Source organism: Nitrobacter sp. 62-13 (genome assembly GCF_001896955.1).
In the GTDB taxonomy this organism is placed as follows: Bacteria; Pseudomonadota; Alphaproteobacteria; order Rhizobiales; family Xanthobacteraceae; genus Nitrobacter.
In genome coordinates this window covers 1-17,283 of sequence record NZ_MKRN01000007.1, presented here as the reverse complement: position 1 = coordinate 17,283, position 17,283 = coordinate 1, and the positions used below count along the sequence as shown (strand labels likewise).

Here is a 17,283-nt window from a genome sequence, read left to right as displayed (position 1 = left end):
CACCGTCAACGACTATCTCGCCCGCCGCGACGCCGCCTGGATGGCGCAGATCTACTCCTTCCTCGGGCTGACCACCGGCGTGATCGTGCACGGGCTCGACGATGCCGAGCGCAAGGCGGCCTATGCCTGCGACATCACCTACGGCACCAACAACGAATACGGCTTCGACTATCTGCGCGACAACATGAAGTATCGTCTGGAGGACATGGTCCAGCGCGAGCACTTCTTCGCCATCGTCGACGAGGTCGACTCAATTCTAATCGACGAGGCGCGCACGCCGCTGATCATTTCCGGTCCGCTCGACGACCGCTCCGAATTCTACAACACCATCGACACCTTCATGCCGAGCCTCGAGAAGGTGGCCGACTACGAGGTCGACGAGAAGCAGCGCACGGTGACGCTCACCGAGGCCGGCATGGAGAAGATCGAGACGCTGCTGCGCGAGGCCGGCCAGCTCAAGGGCGATTCGCTCTACGACGTCGAGAACGTCTCCGTCGTTCACCACATCAACCAGGCGCTGCGCGCCCACTCGCTGTTCACCCGCGACAAGGATTACATCGTCCGCGACGGCGAGGTCATCATCATCGACGAGTTCACCGGCCGCATGATGCCGGGTCGCCGCTATTCGGAAGGCCTGCATCAGGCGCTGGAGGCGAAAGAGCATCAGCCGGTGCAGCCGGAGAACCAGACGCTCGCCTCGATCACCTTCCAGAACTACTTCCGGATGTACAAGAAGCTCGCGGGCATGACCGGCACCGCGCTGACCGAAGCCGACGAACTGGCCGACATCTACAAGCTCGAGGTCGTCGAAATTCCGACCAACCTGCCGATCGCGCGCCTCGACGAGGACGATGAGGTCTACCGCACCCAGAACGAGAAGTACGCCGCGATCCTGGCCGAAGTCGAGCGCGCCAACGCGCGGATGCAGCCGGTGCTGGTCGGCACGGCCTCGATCGAGAAATCGGAAGTACTCGCCGACTATCTGAAGAAGCACGGTTATAAGCAGATCGACTTCACCGATCCCAAGTCGATGCGGAAGCTGTATGAGGCGGCCCGCGCCGGCAAGCCGGCAAAGCTGTTCGCGGTGCTGAATGCCCGTTTCCACGAGCAGGAAGCCTATATCGTGGCTGAGGCCGGCGTGCCCGGCGCCATCACCATCGCGACCAACATGGCCGGCCGCGGCACCGACATCAAGCTCGGCGGCTCGCTGGAGATGCGGGTTCAGCACGAGACTGCCGATATAGCCGACGAGGCCGAGAAGGCCGCGAAGGTCGCCGAAATCAAGGCCGATATCGAACGCTTCCGCGACATGGTGCTCAAGGCCGAGGAGGTCGTCGAGATCGAGGCCGCCAAGGGCTCGAAGCCGGCCAAGACCATGACCCGGCCCGGCGGCCTCTACATCATCGGCTCCGAACGCCACGAGTCGCGCCGTATCGACAATCAGTTGCGCGGCCGCTCCGGCCGTCAGGGCGATCCGGGCCGCTCGAAATTCTTCCTGTCGCTGGAAGATGATCTGATGCGTATCTTCGGATCGGACCGGCTCGACACCATGCTGCAGCGGCTCGGCCTCAAGGAAGGCGAGGCGATCACCCATCCCTGGATCAACAAGGCTTTGGAAAAGGCGCAGCAGAAGGTCGAGGCGCGCAACTTCGACATCCGCAAGAACCTGCTGAAATATGACGACGTGCAGAACGACCAGCGCAAGGTGATCTTCGAACAGCGCGTCGATCTGATGCAGAACGAAAGCGTCGCGGAAACGATCGCCGACATGCGCCACGCGTTCGTCGAGGACCTCGTCGCCAAGCACGTGCCGGAAAACCAGTATGCCGAGCAATGGGACGTCGCCGGCCTGAAGGAAGAGCTGAAGCGCGTGCTCGACATCGATCTTCCGGTCGACGAATGGGCCGCGGAAGAGGGCATCGCCGACGAGGAGTTGCTGTCGCGTATCGAAACCCGGGTCGACGAACACATGGCGGCCAAGGTCGGGCAATGGGGCGCCGACGTCATGCGTTACGTCGAGAAGACCATCCTGCTGCAGACGCTCGACCATCTTTGGCGAGAGCATCTGGTGATGCTCGATCATCTGCGCCAGGTCATCGGCCTGCGCGGTTATGGCCAGCGCGATCCGCTTCAGGAATACAAGTCGGAAGCCTTCTCGCTGTTTGAGTCGCTGATTGCCCATCTGCGCGAGGCGGTGACCGGGCAGTTGATGCGCGTCGAGATCGTGCCGCCCGAGGAAGAGCAGCCGGTGCTGCCCGCAATGGAAGTCCACAAGCTCGATCCCAATACGGGCGAGGACGAAATGGCGTTCGCGCAGGGCAATTTTGCCCGGGCTTCGCTGGCGCCGGCCGTCAATTCCGACCCTTCGGGCCGTGACCCGGGCAATCCCACGAGTTGGGGCAAGGTCGGCCGCAACGAGGATTGTCCCTGCGGCTCCGGCAAGAAGTACAAGCATTGCCACGGTCGCTACGGCTAGATCACGATGATTCTGGATCGAATCGATCCAGAATCATGAACGTGATCGATCTATAGTTTGAGCGGATGTGGGCGGAAAACCGCTACACACTTTTCCTCATCCCGCTCGACGACGGGCGGCTCTCCAAGCGAGCAATGGCTGCGCATAGCGGGGAAAGGCGTCGTCAGCCAATATCGACGCCGTGGTCATCCGCGAAAGCCGATGATCCGATACATCGCGATATCTGCGCCGTTTACCGGTGCTCTGGAAGGCTGGATGGCTGCTTTCGCGGTCATGGCCGCGCTAGAGAACGTTTTCGAGCGACGGGGAAACCGGTTCGCGTGGAGAAACGCGTTGAATCGAAATCCTGGAGCCTCGCTTCCGATTCCATCACAAGGCGAAAAGGCTCCGGTTACCGGAACGCCGAGAAGCGGCTGTCGAACGAGTTTGTTGACGCCACCGGCGCCGCACTCGGAGCCGGCGTCGGTGCAGCCGCATCGGCGTCGATCGCGGGCTTCAACGGCGGACGCGCTGTCGCGACCTGCTTGGGTTTGTCTGACTTTTCAGCCGTTTTTTCCGTCGTTCCGTGCACGGGGCGCTTCTCCGCCACGACCGGGCGATGCGGAGGGGCATGCGTCGCCGGGGCCGCGATCTTCGGCTTGGCGGGAGCGGTCTGCTTGGTTGCGGTTGCGGTCGTTGCGGTGGTGTCGGCGGTGCCGAAACCGATCTTGCGCGCAAGGTTGCTGAAGATATTGCTCGACGAGGAGGGGGCGAGCAGCGACGAGGAGGGTCTCGTAGCTCCGGCCTCGGGTTCATACGAGGTTGCGACCGGCGTCGCTGCCGAATCGCGCGGCGGATTGACGGTCGGTGGAATGGTCCCCGGCGCCGTCGAGTACGCCGTGAGCTTCAGCCCGGGCTCGGCCGGATCCGACAGCCCTGTCTGACCGTCCGGGATTTTCGCGGCGAACACGCGGTTCATGCCGCCGTCGATGCCGGTGTTGAGCCTGGCCACCGGCGTTCCCTTCGAAATCAGCTTGGCGAGCTCGGTATTGTCGCGCTCCTGCTTTTCCCGCACGGCGCTCGCGATGTCGTCGGGGACCACATAGGCCGGACACTGCGCGGATGCGTTGAACTGCAGCGGCTTGGTCGAGCCCGGAGGGGCTACGGGATCGAACACGTATTTGTGCTCGCAGAACTCGACCTTCGGCTCCTGATGGGTCACCTCGAAATGATCGTTGCCTTCCTTGATCATCTTCCAGAACGGCATGTTCGGGTTGTTGCGATGTTTCGCAAGGTTCGCCGGCGTCATGCGGAACGGATAAGCCTGGAACTGAAAGGCGCGCTGGCCGCCGAAGAAGGATTCCCGGCCGACGGCGTAGATCTCGGCGATCTGCTCGTCCGTCATCGCGTAGCAACCGCGCGAGGAACAGTCGCCATGCACCATGAGTTCGGAGCCGGTGCGTCCCAGCGATTTGTCGAATGCATTGGGATAGCCGGTATTGAACGAGAGATAGTAGGCAGAGCGTGGATTCATCTGCGCCGGCGTGATGCTGTAGAAGCCTTCCGGCGCCTGGCGGTCGCCCTCGCGCATCTTGGGGCCGAGGTCGCCGGACCAGCGGCAGATCGGGTAGGTCTTGAGCAGCGCGAACTTGCCGGACCGGTTCTGCTTCCAGACTTCCAGTTCGGCTTCCTGCTTGAACAGGCGGATCAGGATCGGCGACTGCAGCTCCATGTCCTTTTCGGTCATGGCGGCGACGAGCTTGGGCGGGACGGGCTGGTTCGCCTTGGCGTTGCTTGCGAGTGAAGCGTCCTCGCCGTTGCAGCCGGCCAGAAGAGCGGCGCCCGCCAACAGCACGGCCGATGTCATGATCGCGCGACCGGGCGCGCGATGGATCAAAGCCGAGCGATGGATCAAAGCAAAGCTCCGCAAGCGACGGGCAAGCCTGCACCCCAAGTTCATGGCGTCCGTGCCCCAAGCCATTGAATAAAGTATTATCCTTAAGCCTGCGGCCCCGCAAGCCGGACTGGCCGGCGTGACCCAATCCACGACGACGATGGTGAACGGAGGTTAAATATTCGGTACCGGGCCGAAATAGGGCGGTTCGGCCGGAGTCCGGAAAATGCCGCAATTTTGCGACCGCCGCGGGGGCGTCGGGCGCAGGACATGCGGTCGTTCGTCGCCAATCCTGGTGGAGCTGGCGTGCTCAGCCCAGTTTGCGCCCGATATCGAGGAATTTCTGACGGCGCTGCTTGCGAAGCGCGTCGCGGTCGAGATGGCGCAGATCGTTGAAGGCGTCGGCGATGGCGTCGCCCGTGAGCGCGACGATTGCCGTCGGGTCGCGGTGGGCGCCCCCCGGCGGCTCCTTGAGGATGGCGTCGATCACGCCGAACCGCAGCAGGTCTTGCGCGGTGATTTTCATGTTGGTCGCCGCTTCTTGCGCCTTGCTGCCATCCCGCCAGAGAATCGACGACGCCGCCTCCGGTGAGATCACGCTGTAGATCGCATGCTCCAGCATCAGGACGCGATTGGCGGTCGCGATCGCGATCGCGCCGCCTGAGCCGCCCTCGCCGATGATGACCGCGATATTTGCGACGCCGAGCGACAGGCAGGCGTCGGTCGAGCGCGCGATCGCTTCGGCCTGCCCACGCTCCTCGGCGCCGATGCCGGGATAGGCTCCGGCGGAATCGACCAGCGACAGCACGGGAATATCGAAGCGGTCGGCCATTTCCATGAGCCGGACCGCTTTGCGATAACCTTCCGGCCGCGCCATGCCGAAATTGTGCTTCAGCCGGCTTTCGGTGGTTGCGCCTTTTTCCTGGCCGATGACGCAGATGCTTTCGCCGCGGAAGCGGCCGAAGCCGCCGATCAGCGCTTCGTCCTCACCGAACTTGCGGTCTCCCGCCAGCGGCGTGAACTCGGTAATCAGGCCGTTGATGAAATCGGAGAAGTGCGGCCGCTGCGGGTGCCGCGCCACCTGGGTTTTTTGCCACGGCGTCAGGTTATCGTAGAGATCCTTCAGCGCCTGCGCGGCCTTGTCCTCGATGCTCGAAATCTCTTCGCCGATGTCGCTGCCCGAGGCGGCGAGCGCACGGAGTTCGTCGATCTTGGAATCGAGTTCAGCGACAGGCTTTTCGAAATCAAGGTAGCTGCGCATGGGGTCCGGCATTCCAGCAATATAGGACGAACGTGTCAGGGGACGAAAGCTATCGGCGGGGAGGACAAAAAATCCTTTAATTCAAACGTTTAGGTGACGTGGCGGAGGCAACTGGGTCGGTCGCTGGCGGGACACGCTGCGCTCTTTCGCGGCTGATTGATGTGAAGTCAAGTGCCGGCCCTTGACAGGTGTCCCGGCTGAAGCATCGCACGACAAAAAAACCCCGGCGTTGCCGGGGTTTCAAGGTGGATCTGAAGTGGCCGAACGGTTCGGCTACTGTGGGCCGCCGAACCGGCAGCGTAAGGCCGACGCGAATCGACCCTGCAATTACCTACAGATTAGAACGGCTGACGCGGGATGGAAGGCGGAACTTGGCCTTAGCGAGATTTGGTGCGGCCGTGTGATGGTCTGGTAACACCCGGATGCCGCCGGCGTTTCAAGCATTCGGTCTTCTCACTTCCAGGCATGAGGGGCCCCGGTCAGGCCTCCGCCAGGGGATGCAGGTCACGCACCAGACTTTTCAACCGCTCTTCCACGACGTGGGTGTAGATTTGCGTGGTCGAGATGTCGGTGTGGCCGAGCAGCGTCTGCACGATTCGCAAGTCCGCGCCGTTATGCAGCAAATGGCTTGCGAAGGCATGACGCAGCACGTGTGGGGAGACCAGCCGGGGTGCGAGCCCGGCCGTGGCGGCCAGGTCTTTCAGTTCGCGCGCGAAATGCTGCCGCGTCAGGTGGCCGCTTTCGCCGAACGAAGGAAACAGCCATTTTGGCCGCGCCGCAGTCGCCTTGCCCATCCCGCGCTGCTCGTCCATCGCGGCCAGGTAGTCGGCCATCGCTTGCCGTGACGCCTCGTTCAGCGGTACCAGCCGCTCCTTGTTGCCCTTGCCCTTCACCACGATCATGCGGGCGTCGCGCCGCGCGGCCGACAGCGGCAGCGAGACCAGTTCGGACACGCGGAGCCCGGTGGCGTAGAGCACTTCAAGCAGGCAATACAGCCGTGCCGCACGCAATCGCCGGGCCGGCGGGGCGCCCGGTGCGTCGATCGCCGCTTTTGCCTGCGCTAGCAGGCGATCGACATCCGGTATCGACAGCACCTTCGGCAGGCTTCGTCCACGCTTCGGGCCCGAGAGGATCGCGGCAGGATCGTCGCTCCTGATCCGTTCGCTCAGCAGAAAGCGAAACAGGTGGCGCATCGCCGAAAGACGGCGAGCGACGCTCGAAGACTTGAAGCCCCTGAGGTCAAGATCGCCGAGATAGTCCCGCAGCGTCTGGGTGCCGGCGGTGACGAAATTTTCACCTACGCGCGTCAGGAAGGCGGAAAAATCCTCAAGGTCGCGACGGTATGCGCCAAGCGTGTTCTCGCCGGCGCCCTGTTCGGCCGCCAGCATGTCGAGGAACAGGTCGGTCAGCCTAGGATCGGAGACTTTGTCGGATGTCATGCCGCCGCCTATAGCGTTTTCGAGCGAAGTGGATACCGGTTCGCGTCAAGAAAACGCGTCAAAATAAAAAGCTGGAGCCCGGCTTTGATTCCATCGCAGCCGGAATAGCTCTAGCAGCTATTTCTTGAGAAATTTGTCCGGGTGGATGGTCACCGTCATATCCCGCGGCGCCGGATTGACGAAGTTCGCCAGCGCGAAGATGACGCCGTAGCCGATCGCGCCGATCGCCGCGACGACAGTCAGGAAGCGGAACAGGCTGGGCATTGGCGGTCCGGAGCGTGATATTGACCCTCGGGGCGAACGCAATGAGTACCAACATGTTCGCCGGATCGGTGCAAGAGTCTCTGGCAACCCCCTCGACGAGAGTAGTATAGCTGGCGGGAAAAGATGGTCCAATTTGCTGTCGGCATCGGTTTCGGCGATCCGCCTTCGGACGCCAGAACCCTGGGCCAGATTCATCCACGCTTGCAACCTCGTTCCGACAGGTGTCTTTTGACGTCCGAAACCGTTTCACCGGCCAGTGCGGGCACGTCCCCCGAGAGCGCGATCGTCGCCGCGCTCGGCGGGCGATCGCTGGTGCTTGTCGGCATGATGGGGGCCGGAAAATCCACGATCGGCCGGCGTCTGGCCTCGCGCCTTGCGATGCGGTTCGTCGACGCCGATACCGAGATCGAACTCGCCGCCGGGATGTCGATTCCCGAAATTTTCGAAACTCATGGCGAGCCGCATTTCCGCGACGGCGAAGCGCGGGTGATCGCCCGGCTCTTGACCGGCGGACCCTTGGTGCTCGCGACCGGCGGTGGTGCCGTGCTGCGCGAGGAGACCCGCGCGCGCATTCGCGAGCGGGCAATCTCGATCTGGCTCAAGGCTGACGCCGAGGTGATCCTGCGCCGGGTCAAGCGTCGCGCCGATCGCCCCCTGCTGCAAACGGCCGATCCGGCCGCGACGATCGGGCGCCTTATCGCCGAGCGTGAGCCCATTTACCAACTGGCGGATCTTACGATCGCCTCGCGCGACGTGCCTTATGAAAGGATCGTCGACGAATGCATCGGCCTGCTTCATCATCGGCTGACCGCCGCGGACCGGCGGAACTGAACCTGCCGGAATTCGCGACGAACAATTGAAAGACTTTGACATCAAAGGATTTGGTCCCACGCGATGACAGCTCCGCTGAAAACTTCCGACCCGATCACGGTCGATGTCGCGCTTGGCGACCGTTCCTACGACATCGTCATCGGCCGGGGCATCCTGCCGTCGCTCGGCGAACGGATCGCCGCGCTGCGTCCCGGCGCGCGCGTGGCGATCGTCACCGACGAATATGTCGCGACCCATTGGCTGCGGCGGACCGAGGCGTCGCTGCAAGGCGCCGGCATCGCGACGTCGCGGATCGTCGTCGACGAAGGGGAGGTTTCGAAAAGCTACGAAGGCATCGAGTTCGTTTGCGAGGAACTGATCGCGGCGAAAATCGAGCGCAACGATCTCGTGATCGCGCTCGGCGGCGGCGTGGTCGGCGACCTTGCGGGCTTTGCCGCCGCGATCGTCCGCCGCGGCGTCGATTTCGTGCAGGTGCCGACCTCGCTGCTGGCGCAGGTGGATTCCTCGGTCGGCGGCAAGACCGGCATCAACTCGCCGCAGGGCAAGAACCTGATCGGCGCCTTTCATCAGCCGATCCTGGTGGTCGCGGACACCGCGGTGCTGGATACGCTGTCGCCGCGCCAATTCCGCGCCGGCTATGCCGAGGTTGCGAAGTACGGCCTGCTCGGCGACGAGGCGTTCTTCGCGTGGCTGGAAACCAACCACGCCGAGATCGTCAAGGGCGGCGCGGCGCGCGAACACGCGATCGCCGCCAGTTGCCGCGCCAAGGCCGCCATCGTCGCCCGCGACGAGCGCGAGACCGGCGAGCGCGCGCTGCTCAATCTCGGCCACACCTTCGGCCATGCGCTCGAAACCGCGACCGGGTTTTCCGACCGGCTCTATCACGGCGAGGGCGTGTCGATCGGCATGGTGCTGGCCGCCGAACTGTCGTGCGGACTCGGGATGATCGCGGAAACTGATGTGTCCCGCATCAGGCGGCATCTGGCGGCGGCGGGCTTGCCGACGCGGTTGCAGGACATCGCCGGTTTCGGGCAGGAAGGCCTGACCGACGCGGACGGCCTTATGGCGCTGATGGCACAGGACAAGAAGGTGAAGCGCGGCCGCCTCACCTTCATCCTTTTGAAGGCGATCGGCCGGGCGGTCGTGACATCCGATGTCGAACCGGCAACGGTTCGCGATTTTCTTGCCGGGAAGCTCGCAGACGTGCGGGCTTAGGACTTTCCAACCAGTGAACTGGAATCAGCAGCGGAGTTCTTTTCTGACGTGACGTTTTTTCTTCGCGCGAACCGGTGCCTGGGCCTCACGAAGACGTTATAGTCCGGCATGATCATGGGCCCGCGATGAGTTCGACGCTCCTCCAGATATTGCTTGCAGTACTGCTGCTTGCCGCCAATGCGTTTTTCGTCGCGGCCGAATTCGCGCTGGTGAAAAGCCGCGGCTTCCGCGTCAAGGCCATGGTTGAGCGCCGCGCGTTCGGCGCGCGGCTCGTGCATGACATCGTCGGCAACATCGAGGCTTATCTCGCCTGCTGCCAACTCGGCATCACCATGGCGTCTCTCGGTCTCGGATGGGTCGGCGAGCCGACAGTGGCTGCCTTGCTCGAACCCCTGCTGCGGCCGCTCGGCATGCCGGAATCGGCGCTACACCTGACGTCGTTCCTTACCGGCTTTCTGGTGTTCTCCTCGCTGCATATCGTGATCGGCGAACAGGTCCCGAAAACCCTGGCGATCCGCCAGCCCGAGCCGGTGTCGCAATGGATCGCCTATCCGCTCCACGCGTCCTATCTGCTGTTCTATCCGCTGAACTGGCTGCTGAATTCGGCGTCACGCACCATCCTGCGTGCGCTTCGCGTCAAGGAAGTCTCGCAGCACGACGTATTGACCGGCGCGGAGATCGAAGGACTGGTCGGCGAATCCGCCGAGCACGGCGGAATCGAAAGCGGCGAGGCCGAATACATCCAGAATGTTTTTCGCTTCGGCGATCTCGCGGTGTCGGATGTGATGGTCCACCGCACGGCGATGGTGACGATCAATGCCGACCTGCCGCCCGAGGAACTGGTGCGCGAGGTGCTTGCCAGCGAATATACCCGCATTCCGCTCTGGCGCGACAAGCCGGAAAACATCATCGGCGTGCTTCACGCCAAGGATCTGTTGCGGGCGATTCGCGCCTCCGACGGCGACATGTCGCGCATCAACGCCAGCGCTATTGCGCTGCCGCCGTGGTTCGTGCCGGAAATGCGTCCGGTATCCGATCAGCTCAAGGCGTTTCGCCGCCGCAAGACCCATTTCGCGCTGGTGGTCGACGAGTATGGCGAAGTCGAGGGCATGGTGACGCTGGAAGACGTTCTGGAGGAGATCGTCGGCGATATCTCAGACGAGCATGACGTGGTGGTGGCCGGCGTCCGGCAGCAGGCCGACGGATCGGTGGTGGTGGACGGCTCGGTGCCGATCCGCGATCTCAATCGCGCCATGAACTGGCATCTGCCGGACGAGGAGGCGACCACGATCGCGGGTCTCGTGATCCACGAAGCGCGATCGATCCCCGAGCGCGGTCAGAATTTTACGTTTCATGGTTTTCGCTTCAGGGTTTTGCGCCGCGAGCGCAATCGCATTACTGCGCTTCGCATCCAGCCGGTGCCGCGCGGGGCGGAGGCGATGGAGAACAAACCGAAGCAGGCGAAAACGGCGTCCTGACGGCTCACTGGTGCGTGCGACTTACAGAAGAGGACGCGAAAAGTCGAGCGCGCCTGTTGCTCGGGTAAGCCATATTGCCGGTCCAAAGTGAAGAAACGATCGTGGTTTGCCCCGTTACGAGTCGGATCTGGCGAGCGCTCGCCCTTTCTTCTTTTTGCCGGTCTCTTTGTCCTCGACGAATTTGACGCCGATCTCCTCGCCATTGATGCGTACGAGTTCGCAACGGCGAAAGGCCAGCCCGGTCGACGATAACAGCAGGAAGAATTCCTTGAGGTTCAGTCCCTCGATCGAGTCTTTCACCTGAAGCCGCGCGCCGCTGTTGGAAATGTCCAGCAGGGTGCACGGCCGTTGCCATGTTCCGTCGATTGCCATCATCAGGACGGTATAGCCGGTGGCAAACGTCACCCGGTCAGCTTTTCGGTTACCCCAACTCACGGCTTAGATATCCGAAATGGCGACTGCCGTGTTCGGAGCATCGGCCTTCCTCGCCGAGCCGCGCGCCGACCAGAACCGGATCGTGCGTTGCGCGGAGGACAGCGACAACGCTTCGAACACTTCCCGACCGTTTTCGAAGTCCTGCTTGCTCAGCGGACGGCAATGCGGCCGATTGCGCAGAATCATGCTGGTCGTCGACCAGTTGAGCCGGGCCGCCTTGCACGCGACGATCAGCCCGTCGGGACGAGGGTTGCCGATCAACGGCTCGATCGCTTCGATTTTTACCGAATTTAAAAGCGAGAGCGCTGCGATAATGTGGATATATTCGCCCTGCATCGCAAACCGGTTGATGGTTTGATCGCCGAGCTTTCCCTCCCGGTTCAGCGCAAGAACCATCGATTCCGATTCGGTGTAGTCTTCCGGCACCAGTGCCGGGGCGGCGATCTGCTCGACGACCGTCCGGATCGCTTCCTGAATCTTCGCGCGCATCTCCGGCGGCGCGGCCTTGAGCAGGCGATCGCGGACGGCGGCGCTGGCTCTGGAGAGAAGTTCGCGCAGCACCTTGAGCGGGATGTCGATCCGCAGCCCGAGCTTCTCGGCGAGCGCATCGTCCTTTTCGGAGCTTTCGACCAGGGTGGCGTAGCCAAACTCCGAGAAGCGAGCGCCCGTATTCTTGGCGAGCGCGTGGGAGACCTGCGAATCGCCACGCCGGAGCAGGACGTCCGTGACGCCCTCGCTCAGCGTGTCGCGATGCGAAATGGCCAGCAGATGCTGCGGTCCCCGCAGATTCGCGATCTCGATCAGGTCGCCTTCGGACAGCCGCGCGGATTTCGTCAGAACCGGGGCTGCAACGGAGACTTCCTCATGATATGCAAGCTGCCGGATGGTTTCCTTCGGAGCGGCCTTCGAACCCGAAAGCGTCGTGCCGAGCTGCGCCAGCGCCCGGGTCTCCATCTGCTCCATGAGGCGGACGAGGACGTCGTCGAAGACGCCGATTTGGTTTTCGTTCAGCCTGTCCGCGTCGGACAGGAACAGGTCGGTGACCTGGCGAAGCATCTGGAGCCGCCGCTCGGACGAGCCGCCCTTCACCGCACTTTCCAGTTCCGCGATTAGCGCCGTTGAGGCTGCTTCGGACATTGCATGATCCCAGCGAGTCAATCCCGGCGCGCTACGCTCTATTGCGTTCGCATTCTACCGTACGACGATGGTATTTTGCTCCGATCATCTGATCGGCGGGTTAATTTCGCATAAAAACGACATCGATTTTTTTGGGGAGATGGGCTGTCGCGGGTCGCCGCCGGATGCGCCGCATCGTTATGCGGAGGGACGGTTGACGGCCGACGCGAGCTTGTTACCGCCAGGCGTGCGGGGCCTGCAGTTTTCACGGCTTGAGCGAGTTCGGCGGAAGACGGCTCGTGCCGTCAGCGCCCTTGTTCGTCCGGCGCCAGCGCCCGGATCGCCAGCGCGTGAACGCTGCCTGCCAGCTCCTCCGCCAGCAGCGCATTGATCATGCGGTGGCGATCGACCCGGCTCTTCCCTTCGAACGCTTGAGACACAATATTAACCCGGAAATGCGTTCCGCCGCCGGGCCGATGGCCGGCGTGTCCCTCGTGAAGATGTGATTCGTCGGCGACGTCGAGGCTCTCCGGCGTGAAAGCCTCCTTGAGTTTCTTTTCGATGTTGTCCCTGACGCTCATGGCGGGCGACTTAACTCCCATCGCTTTCGTCCGTCAATGGCGCGTAGGCGTGACGGAATAAATGCGATGTCAAGACTTGAAGCGTAAAGCGTTGCGGTGTCAAAGATGGTCATGCCGATCGATACATCGAAATTTTTCGACAGCATCCGCATCAAGCCGAGGGCTGGTGCGAAGCAGCCGCGCGCGCGCGAGGAAGCGGTCGGCTGCGAATGGCCCGACTGTAAAAACCGGGGATCGCACCGCGCGCCAAAAGGCCGCGGCAACGAACGCGGGTATTTCCATTTTTGCCTCGACCATGTCCGCGCTTACAACCAGTCGTACAATTTTTTCCAAGGCATGAATGCGGAGGCGGTCGCGCGCTATCAGAAGGATGCGCTGACCGGCCATCGCCCCACCTGGAAGATGGGCGCCAACGGCACCCCCGGCAAAGGCAAGACCGGCACCATCGATCTCGACGGCACGGCCGATCCCTTCAGCATGCTTGGCGAAATCAACGGCCGCGGAAAGTGGCGGCCCGGCCCTGGGACGGGATCCGAGACCAAGCCCGAGACGCGCAAGATCTTCAATGCGGAGCGTAAAGCCCTGCAGGTGATGGGACTGGGCGCCGACGCAACGCTCGAAACCGTCAAGGCCAAATACAAGATGCTGGTGAAGCAGCATCACCCCGATGCCAATGGCGGCGACCGTTCGACGGAAGACCGCCTCATCGAGATCATCAAGGCGTACAATTACCTGAAGACGGTGGTGCGCGGCGCCTGAGAATTACATCCGCTCTACTTCTTCTCCAGCATCAGCGTGCCCTTTTTCTGGATGACATTCTGAATTCCGTGGGCGAGTTTGTTGAGCAGCCACGGCAGGGTCACTTCGAGGCGGACATGGTCCTCGAACACGTCCAGGATTCCCGAAACCTGCTGCTTCATGGCGGTAACGGTGAATACCAGGCGGTCGCCGCTCCACACTTCTTCATTGACCTGGATGAACTGGGCGTATTGCGTTCGGGCGCTGCCCAGCCCCGCCTTCATTCGGCGCAGCGCTTCATCCTTGCCGAGGCGATGCGGGATGGAAACCACGAGAGGTTTGGTCATGATTGATCCAATGGCTAGCTGCGGGCGCGCAATGCGAATGTTGGAACCGGACCATTAGCCGGTTCGTTCGGATGCGGTCTTAGCGTGTAAGTTCTTGGCGTGTAAGTTAATGTCGCGCCGCCGCCGCCGCCACCATGTCGCGGCCCCGACGATCGCGGCAATGACGATCACCGTCGGAATCCAGACGAGTTTGCCGACGTGAGTGTGGTGGGGCAGCCCGCCGTATTCATGCAGCGCCGAAACCGCCAGTACGCCGGGCAAGACGTGCGCGGGAGCCCAGAGCAGGATCGCCGGAATGTTCACCGCATAAAATCGCGACGGCGGCATCGCCAGCGCGCCGGCCGTGATCGGCACGAAGGCGCGGATCGGCGGCACGAACCGCGCGAAAAACACCGCAAGCGTGCCCCAGCGGTTGAAGAACGTTTCGCTTTGCGCGATCACGCCGGGATAACGGGACATCGGCCATGCACTGAGGATTTCCCGTTTGGAGCGGTGGCCGGTCCAGAACGCCGTTCCGTCGCCCAGCATGGCGCCGGACGCGGCGGCGGCCAGCACCGCCGCCAGTTGAAGCTCGCCACCGGGAATCAATGCGCTCAGCGCGAGAATGATGGTCGATCCGGGCACCAGCGAACCCAGCACCGGAACCGCCTCCAGCAATGCTGCGAGAAATATCGTGAGATAGGCGAGCCAGGTGTGGGCTGAGACGAACGCAATCAATGGGTCAATCAATGAACTCACGAAAATCCTGCTTCCGGCGTCCCGCAGGGACGGATTTTGGTCCGATTAGCATACTCTGCGGGCGGCAACGTCCCTGACGGCCGATGGTTCGGTTCCGTATGACGTCAGCCCGGCCTCCGCGGATTCGGCGGGCAACCCTTAAAAATCCACAGCTGGCGCATATCTTGATGATATCACAAAGGAACTTTGATCACGCAGCAGGCTTCTGCCGGGTCCCGCTCTCTGCTAAATTTCGTGCGACCCACTCATCCGCAGCCATGCGCAGTTCTGGTTTCGGGAGCGCGCCCGAACCTCGGAGGATTGATGACGACCGCCGCAATGACCAAAACTGAAACCTCCGCAGGTTTGCCGGACATGAAGGTCTCGGTGCGGCAGGTGTTCGGGATCGACAGCGATCTCGAAGTCCCAGCCTATTCCGCAACCGATCCGCACGTGCCCGATGTCGATCCGGACTATCGCTTCGATCGCGCGACCACGCTCGCGATTCTGGCCGGTTTCGCCAGGAATCGCCGCGTCATGGTCACCGGCTTTCACGGCACCGGCAAATCGACCCATATCGAGCAGGTGGCCGCGCGGCTGAACTGGCCGTGCGTGCGCGTCAATCTCGACAGCCACATCAGCCGCATTGATCTCGTCGGCAAGGACGCGATCGTTGTGAAGGATGGCAAGCAGGTCACCGAATTCCGCGACGGCATTTTGCCTTGGGCCTACCAGAACAACGTGGCGCTGTGTTTCGACGAATACGATGCCGGCCGCCCGGACGTGATGTTCGTGATCCAGCGGGTGCTGGAATCCTCGGGCCGGCTGACGCTGCTCGACCAGAGCCGGGTCATCAAGCCGCATCCGGCGTTCCGCCTGTTCGCGACCGCCAATACCATCGGCCTCGGCGACACCTCGGGCCTCTATCACGGCACCCAGCAGATCAACCAGGCGCAGATGGATCGCTGGAACATCGTCACCACGCTGAATTATCTGCCGCATGACAACGAGGTCGAGATCGTTCTGGCCAAGGCCAGGCATTATCGTACGCCGGAGGGTCGCGACATCGTCGGCAAGATGGTGCGGCTCGCCGATCTTACGCGGAATGCCTTCGCCAACGGCGATCTCTCCACGGTGATGAGCCCGCGCACGGTCATCACCTGGGCGGAGAACACCGAGATCTTCGACGATCTGGGCTTCGCCTTCCGTGTCACCTTCCTCAACAAGTGCGACGAGCTTGAGCGGCCGCTGGTCGCGGAATTCTACCAGCGCTGCTTCAACGTCGAACTGGCGGAATCGGCGGTCAATGTGGCTCTGAGCTGATGATTTTTCACCTCTCCCCGCTTGCGGGGAGAGGTCGGCAAGCGAAGCGAGCCGGGTGAGGGGCTTCGCGTCACGCCATTCATTGTTGCCCCTCACCCCAACCCTCTCCCCGCAAGCGGGGAGAGGGAGAGGCGTCATGAGCACCGCACCGCCGAACAACAAGTTCCGCACCGGGCCGAAGGAAGCGCCGAGCGAGCCGTTCAAGCGCGCGGTGGCGTCGTGTCTGCGCGCCATCGCCAGGCGGCCGGAACTCGAGGTGACGTTTGCGGTCGAGCGGCCCGGGCTGTCGCCGGGCAAGGCGCGATTGCCGGAGCCCGGCCGCAAAATGAGCAAACGCGACGCGGCCGTCGTGCGGGGACACGCGGATTCCATCGCGCTGAAGATCGCCTGCCACGATCCCAAGGTGCATCGCAGGCTGATGCCCGGCAATCCGCAGGCGCGCGGGGTGTTCGACGCGGTGGAGCAGGCGCGGGTCGAGGCCATCGGCTCCCGCCGAATGACGGGCGTCGCGAAGAATCTCACCGCGATGCTCGATGACCATTTCCATCGCGGCAAGTATGACGAGATCACCGATATCGCCGACGCGCCGTTGTCGGATGCGCTGGCGATGATGGTGCGCGAGCGGCTGACCGGTCTCGCTCCGCCCGCTGCGGCGCGCAAGATCGTCGATCTGTGGCGTCCGTATCTGGAAGACAAGATCGGCAAGCGACTGGATCAGCTCAGTCGTCTCACCGAGGATCAGGCGAAGTTCGGCGACGTGGTGCACGACCTGCTGTCGGAGCTCGATCTCGGCGACGACACCAACGCCGAGGCCGACAAGGAGGAGAATCAGGAGGACAACCGCGAAAGCGAGAGCGATCAGTCGGGGGCGGAGGGTTCGCCCGACAGCGACGCCGTGCAGGAGATGAGCGCGGATCAGGCGCAGGAGGCCGCCGACGAGATGTCGGACAGTGCGGTCGAAAGCGCCCAGGCTTCCGCGAGCGATACTTTCGATGACGGCGAACTCGGCGACGACGAGACGCCGGGCGAGGCGACGCGGCCGAACGCCAGGGGTGCCAACGAGCCTCGGGGTCCGGAATATCATGCTTTCGCGCCCAGGTTCGACGAGGTGATCGCGGCGGAAGACCTCTGCGATCATGACGAGCTGGAACGGCTGCGCAGCTATCTCGACAAGCAGCTCGCGCACCTG

General features: G+C 62.8%; 15 protein-coding genes and 1 pseudogene. 7 read left to right on the top strand and 9 right to left on the bottom strand.

Going from position 1 to position 17,283, the window contains the following annotated elements:
- Window positions 1-2,476, top strand: a 2,476-nt coding sequence (secA, locus tag BGN91_RS01235; RefSeq protein WP_292610143.1) for a preprotein translocase subunit SecA, incomplete at its 5' end; no start/stop codon positions are given.
- Between the two features lie 391 nt (window positions 2,477-2,867).
- Here the strand turns inward: secA and BGN91_RS01225 are convergent.
- From BGN91_RS01225 to BGN91_RS01210, 4 genes are all read right to left on the bottom strand, one after another.
- Window positions 2,868-4,322 (bottom strand): murein L,D-transpeptidase family protein, encoded by a 1,455-nt coding sequence (locus tag BGN91_RS01225; protein ID WP_292610147.1) that lies wholly within the window; start codon window positions 4,320-4,322, stop codon window positions 2,868-2,870.
- Window positions 4,323-4,659: 337 nt separating this feature from the next.
- Window positions 4,660-5,622: an acetyl-CoA carboxylase carboxyltransferase subunit alpha gene (locus BGN91_RS01220; RefSeq protein ID WP_292610142.1), complete on the bottom strand. Its 963-nt coding sequence runs from the start codon at window positions 5,620-5,622 to the stop codon at window positions 4,660-4,662.
- 467 nt (window positions 5,623-6,089) lie between these two features.
- Window positions 6,090-7,049, bottom strand: a complete 960-nt coding sequence (xerD, locus tag BGN91_RS01215) for a site-specific tyrosine recombinase XerD (RefSeq protein ID WP_292610141.1) — start codon at window positions 7,047-7,049, stop codon at window positions 6,090-6,092.
- A 117-nt stretch (window positions 7,050-7,166) separates the two neighbouring features.
- On the bottom strand, window positions 7,167-7,313 hold the full coding sequence (locus BGN91_RS01210; RefSeq protein WP_292610140.1) for a histidine kinase: 147 nt from the start codon (window positions 7,311-7,313) through the stop codon (window positions 7,167-7,169).
- Between the two features lie 228 nt (window positions 7,314-7,541).
- Here BGN91_RS01210 and BGN91_RS01205 point away from each other — a divergent pair, with 228 nt between their 5' ends.
- The 3 genes from BGN91_RS01205 (at window position 7,542) to BGN91_RS01195 (ending at window position 10,837) form a co-directional block, all read left to right on the top strand.
- A complete protein-coding gene (locus BGN91_RS01205) occupies window positions 7,542-8,144 on the top strand; it encodes a shikimate kinase (RefSeq protein WP_292610146.1) in 603 nt (200 codons plus the stop codon).
- A gap of 63 nt (window positions 8,145-8,207) precedes the next feature.
- Complete coding sequence (gene aroB / locus BGN91_RS01200) at window positions 8,208-9,359, top strand: 3-dehydroquinate synthase (protein ID WP_292610139.1); 1,152 nt, start codon at window positions 8,208-8,210, stop codon at window positions 9,357-9,359.
- Between the two features lie 125 nt (window positions 9,360-9,484).
- A complete protein-coding gene (locus BGN91_RS01195) occupies window positions 9,485-10,837 on the top strand; it encodes a hemolysin family protein (RefSeq protein WP_292610138.1) in 1,353 nt (450 codons plus the stop codon).
- Between the two features lie 114 nt (window positions 10,838-10,951).
- Here BGN91_RS01195 and BGN91_RS01190 read toward each other — a convergent pair whose 3' ends face one another.
- The 3 genes from BGN91_RS01190 to BGN91_RS01180 all read right to left on the bottom strand — a co-directional run bounded on the left by BGN91_RS01190 (window position 10,952) and on the right by BGN91_RS01180 (window position 12,969).
- Complete coding sequence (locus BGN91_RS01190; RefSeq protein ID WP_292610137.1) at window positions 10,952-11,272, bottom strand: PilZ domain-containing protein; 321 nt, start codon at window positions 11,270-11,272, stop codon at window positions 10,952-10,954.
- Between the two features lie 3 nt (window positions 11,273-11,275).
- Window positions 11,276-12,409 (bottom strand): DUF2336 domain-containing protein, encoded by a 1,134-nt coding sequence (locus tag BGN91_RS01185; protein WP_292610136.1) that lies wholly within the window; start codon window positions 12,407-12,409, stop codon window positions 11,276-11,278.
- Between the two features lie 284 nt (window positions 12,410-12,693).
- A complete protein-coding gene (locus BGN91_RS01180) occupies window positions 12,694-12,969 on the bottom strand; it encodes a BolA family protein (RefSeq protein ID WP_292610145.1) in 276 nt (91 codons plus the stop codon).
- A gap of 111 nt (window positions 12,970-13,080) precedes the next feature.
- On the opposite strand from BGN91_RS01180, the gene BGN91_RS01175 reads away from it, so the two are divergent.
- Window positions 13,081-13,728: a DnaJ domain-containing protein gene (locus BGN91_RS01175; protein ID WP_292610144.1), complete on the top strand. Its 648-nt coding sequence runs from the start codon at window positions 13,081-13,083 to the stop codon at window positions 13,726-13,728.
- A 14-nt stretch (window positions 13,729-13,742) separates the two neighbouring features.
- Here the strand turns inward: BGN91_RS01175 and BGN91_RS01170 are convergent, their stop codons facing one another.
- Window positions 13,743-14,054, bottom strand: a complete 312-nt coding sequence (locus BGN91_RS01170) for a polyhydroxyalkanoic acid system family protein (RefSeq protein ID WP_292610135.1) — start codon at window positions 14,052-14,054, stop codon at window positions 13,743-13,745.
- A 54-nt stretch (window positions 14,055-14,108) separates the two neighbouring features.
- Window positions 14,109-14,792, bottom strand: coding sequence for a DedA family protein (locus tag BGN91_RS01165; protein ID WP_292610134.1), 684 nt, complete (start codon window positions 14,790-14,792; stop codon window positions 14,109-14,111).
- A gap of 303 nt (window positions 14,793-15,095) precedes the next feature.
- Here BGN91_RS01165 and cobS point away from each other — a divergent pair, with 303 nt between their 5' ends.
- Both cobS and BGN91_RS01155 read left to right on the top strand, forming a co-directional pair.
- Window positions 15,096-16,094, top strand: a complete 999-nt coding sequence (gene cobS, locus BGN91_RS01160; RefSeq protein WP_292610133.1) for a cobaltochelatase subunit CobS — start codon at window positions 15,096-15,098, stop codon at window positions 16,092-16,094.
- 136 nt (window positions 16,095-16,230) lie between these two features.
- Window positions 16,231-17,283: pseudogene (locus tag BGN91_RS01155) on the top strand (cobaltochelatase subunit CobT); the annotation flags it as partial.